Annotated in this window: 4 protein-coding genes and 1 pseudogene; 3 read left to right on the top strand and 2 right to left on the bottom strand. The window is 67.3% G+C overall.

From position 1 onward, the window contains the following. Together ABQ292_RS26335 and ABQ292_RS26330 are read left to right on the top strand one after the other, a co-directional pair. A partial coding sequence (locus tag ABQ292_RS26335) for an ATPase, T2SS/T4P/T4SS family (protein ID WP_369210659.1) occupies window positions 1-295 on the top strand: 295 nt, incomplete at its 5' end. A 57-nt stretch (window positions 296-352) separates the two neighbouring features. Beyond that, window positions 353-1,135 carry a bestrophin-like domain gene (locus tag ABQ292_RS26330; RefSeq protein ID WP_369210658.1) on the top strand — a complete coding sequence of 261 codons (783 nt, stop codon included), beginning with the start codon at window positions 353-355 and terminating at the stop codon, window positions 1,133-1,135. Window positions 1,136-1,619: 484 nt separating this feature from the next. Here the strand turns inward: ABQ292_RS26330 and ABQ292_RS26325 are convergent, their stop codons facing one another. Next, a complete protein-coding gene (locus ABQ292_RS26325; protein ID WP_369210657.1) occupies window positions 1,620-1,823 on the bottom strand; it encodes a cold-shock protein in 204 nt (67 codons plus the stop codon). 330 nt (window positions 1,824-2,153) lie between these two features. On the opposite strand from ABQ292_RS26325, the pseudogene ABQ292_RS26320 reads away from it, so the two are divergent. Continuing rightward, a pseudogene (locus tag ABQ292_RS26320) lies at window positions 2,154-2,288 on the top strand (IS5/IS1182 family transposase); the annotation flags it as partial. Window positions 2,289-2,310: 22 nt separating this feature from the next. On the opposite strand, the gene ABQ292_RS26315 reads toward ABQ292_RS26320, so the two are convergent. Then, window positions 2,311-2,640: a hypothetical protein gene (locus tag ABQ292_RS26315; RefSeq protein ID WP_369210656.1), complete on the bottom strand. Its 330-nt coding sequence runs from the start codon at window positions 2,638-2,640 to the stop codon at window positions 2,311-2,313. Window positions 2,641-2,728 lie beyond the last annotated feature (88 nt).

The following is a 2,728-nucleotide window of genomic DNA, read 5'->3' as shown; positions in this document are numbered from 1 at the left end:
GCGCGCTCCGGCGGATGCGATACAGCCCGACGACGTCGTGGATCTTGCCTTCCAGCTCCGGGTGCCGCTGCCCGACGTCGTCGCGATGCAGACCCGCCAGCCCAACCTCGAGCGCGCCGGGGAGATCCCGCTACGCCGACTGGTCAAGGAGGCGCTGCGGATGCGGCCGTCGCGGATCGTGGTCGGCGAGGTGTGCCAGGAGGAGTGCCTCGACCTGACCCGGCTCACTGGACGCACAGTGCGGGCACCGCCAGACTCGCGAGGTCGGTCGTGCTGCCGTCAGCGCAGCGGCTGACCCAGTGTTGGCAAGACCGTGTGACCGAGCAGTGGCCCAGCTCATCGGGAGGTCACCGTGGCCCACGACATCCTGACCCTCCCCTGGTGGCTCATCGGGGCCCTGTTGGTGATCGTCCTCCCGGCGTTGGTCCTGCTCGTCCAGTGGGGGATACGCCGTCGATGGCCCTTCTTGGCGGAGGGCGAGCACAACGAGGTGGTCGGCTTCATCATCGCCGTCGTGGGGGTGATCTATGCCGTCCTGCTCGGCTTTGTTGTAATTATCACGTGGGAGGACTACAGCGACGCCGAGGTGATCGTCGGTCAAGAGGCAAGTGCCCTGCGGAGCATTCACCGGGAGAGTGTCGCCTTTCCCCCGGAGACGCAGGAGCGCCTGCACGACCTGGTGCGGCAGTACGCGAGCGAGATCATTGACGAGGAGTGGCCGGCGATGGCAGACGGCGAACCGGGTGATCCCCGGGTGGCTGACGTCCTCGACCAGATGGCGAGCGTGATTGCGTCGATCCCCGTCACGACCCCCGCGCAGCAGGAGTTCGTGGGAGCTGAGGCCGAGCGGCTGAGCCAGCTGGTGGGCTTCCGCAGCCAGCGGCTTGACTACGTTGACCGCGGTATCCCCGGCGTCCTGTGGACCGCCCTGATCGTCGGCGGGGTCGTGACGATCGGGTTCGCGCTGCTCTTCGGCCTCGAACGCGCGGTGCTGCACTCGCTCATGGTGGGGAGCCTGGCAGCGCTCATTGGAGTGCTCCTCTTCGTCGCCGTTGTGATCAACTACCCGTTCGCCGGGGACGTCGCTGTGCAGCCCGAACCCTTCGAGCGGGTGGTCTCGGACTTCACCGGTTGAGGGCGCATCGGACCTCACCTCGCGGACCGCGGCTCACCCCTCAGGCGTGGACCCCTTCCGCGCAGCCGTTTCCAGCGCGACCGCCCGTGGGGTCGGATACTGGTTCCCGAGCTTGGTGTAGGCGTCTGCGAGGTGGGTCTCGACCGTGCGCACCGACAAGCGTAGCTTCGGGCAATGAGGTTTTCTCAGTAGAATTCGCTGTCCGCGGACGTCAGGGAGAGGCAAGTCGCAGGTCAGGCCTCTATAGCAGGGAAGTGCCTAGTGCCACCTGCCGGGAGCCTGCGCCGAGGGCTTGCGCCCGACGTCGCTGACGACTCCCGAAAGCCTGACCAGCGACGCCAACCGCGCCGTTCAACAGGCAGCGGATTGCTGGTGAGAAAACCTCATCCTTCATGATCCGCAGGACAGACCCTACCCATCAGTGGCACGCACCTCGAACAGGGAGCACGGCATAGCGCGCCGTGCCCCCTGTCCCGTGCGTCGATCAAACTGCGCGGACGTTCTCCGCCTGCGGGCCCTTCTGGCCCTGCGTGATGTCGAACTCGACCTGCTGCCCCTCCTCAAGGGACTTGTAGCCGGTGCCGGAGATGGCAGAGTAGTGGCAGAAGACGTCGGCGCCGCCGCCGTCCTGGGCGATGAACCCGAAGCCCTTCTCCGCGTTGAACCACTTCACAGTGCCCTGGGCCATGTCGTTCTTCTTCCGTGCTGGGGGGTGACCGTACCGGCAGACGCCTGTACCGGGGCCGCCGCACCGACCGGCAAAACCGAGAGGAACGTCAGGCAGGGACAACTGCGGACGTACAACGACGAAGCAGAGGCACGAACAGCGACCGTGGACGACTGTACGGCCTCGTCAGGGCCAGTGAGGTCTTCTCAATGGATTGGCGATGGAGGCCCACTTGTGGCGCCGAAGCGGCAGGTCGCCGGCGCGCGAGGTGTGTCACTGCATGAGGCGCGGGGCCCTGCGATCGAGGATCGGTTCTTCCTAGGGAACTGATCATGATCGCGAGGACCTCGCGTGATCACCTACTCTGCCACGCTCGACGTACCCGCCGACACCGTCGCGCAGCTGGTCGAGCTGCTCGTCGCCGAGCGGCGCCGCCGGGGCACCGACATCGGCGCCCGCGCCGCCTCCTGCTTCGACCAGGCGCTCGGGGTTGGTGTGGGAGGCGTAATCAGTCCGGGCCGAGGTCGATGAACTGTGCTTCCTCATCGGAAAGCAAGGCCCAGATGATGACCAGAATCGAGCGGCCCACCGCCACGATCGCACGCCTCTTGCCGCGTCGTCGGGCGATGCGCCGGTAGCGCTCGTCGAGGAAGGTGTGGGTGCGGCCGGCGCTGACTGCGGCCCCGCCGAGGACCCGGGCCAGGTAGCGGTTGCTGTTCCTGGTGCCGGCGTTGCCCTTCTTGCGACCGGCCGACTCGCTGACTTCCGGCGAAGCGCGCGCAGGAGGCCCTAGACACCTTGGCTGTGCTCGATGCCGTTGTCCCAGAAGGTGCGCCACTCCTGCCCCGGTGCCAGAACTGGGATGGCCTCCGGTAGACGGACCCGCTCGGCACCGCCGCCCTGGTCGGCGCACGTCCTCGCCGCCA

Origin of the sequence: Geodermatophilus maliterrae (assembly GCF_041018925.1) — a bacterium.
GTDB lineage: Bacteria > Actinomycetota > Actinomycetes > Mycobacteriales > Geodermatophilaceae > Geodermatophilus > Geodermatophilus maliterrae.
The sequence above is the reverse complement of the archived record's forward strand: the minus strand, read 5'-3'. Positions and strand labels throughout refer to the sequence as shown.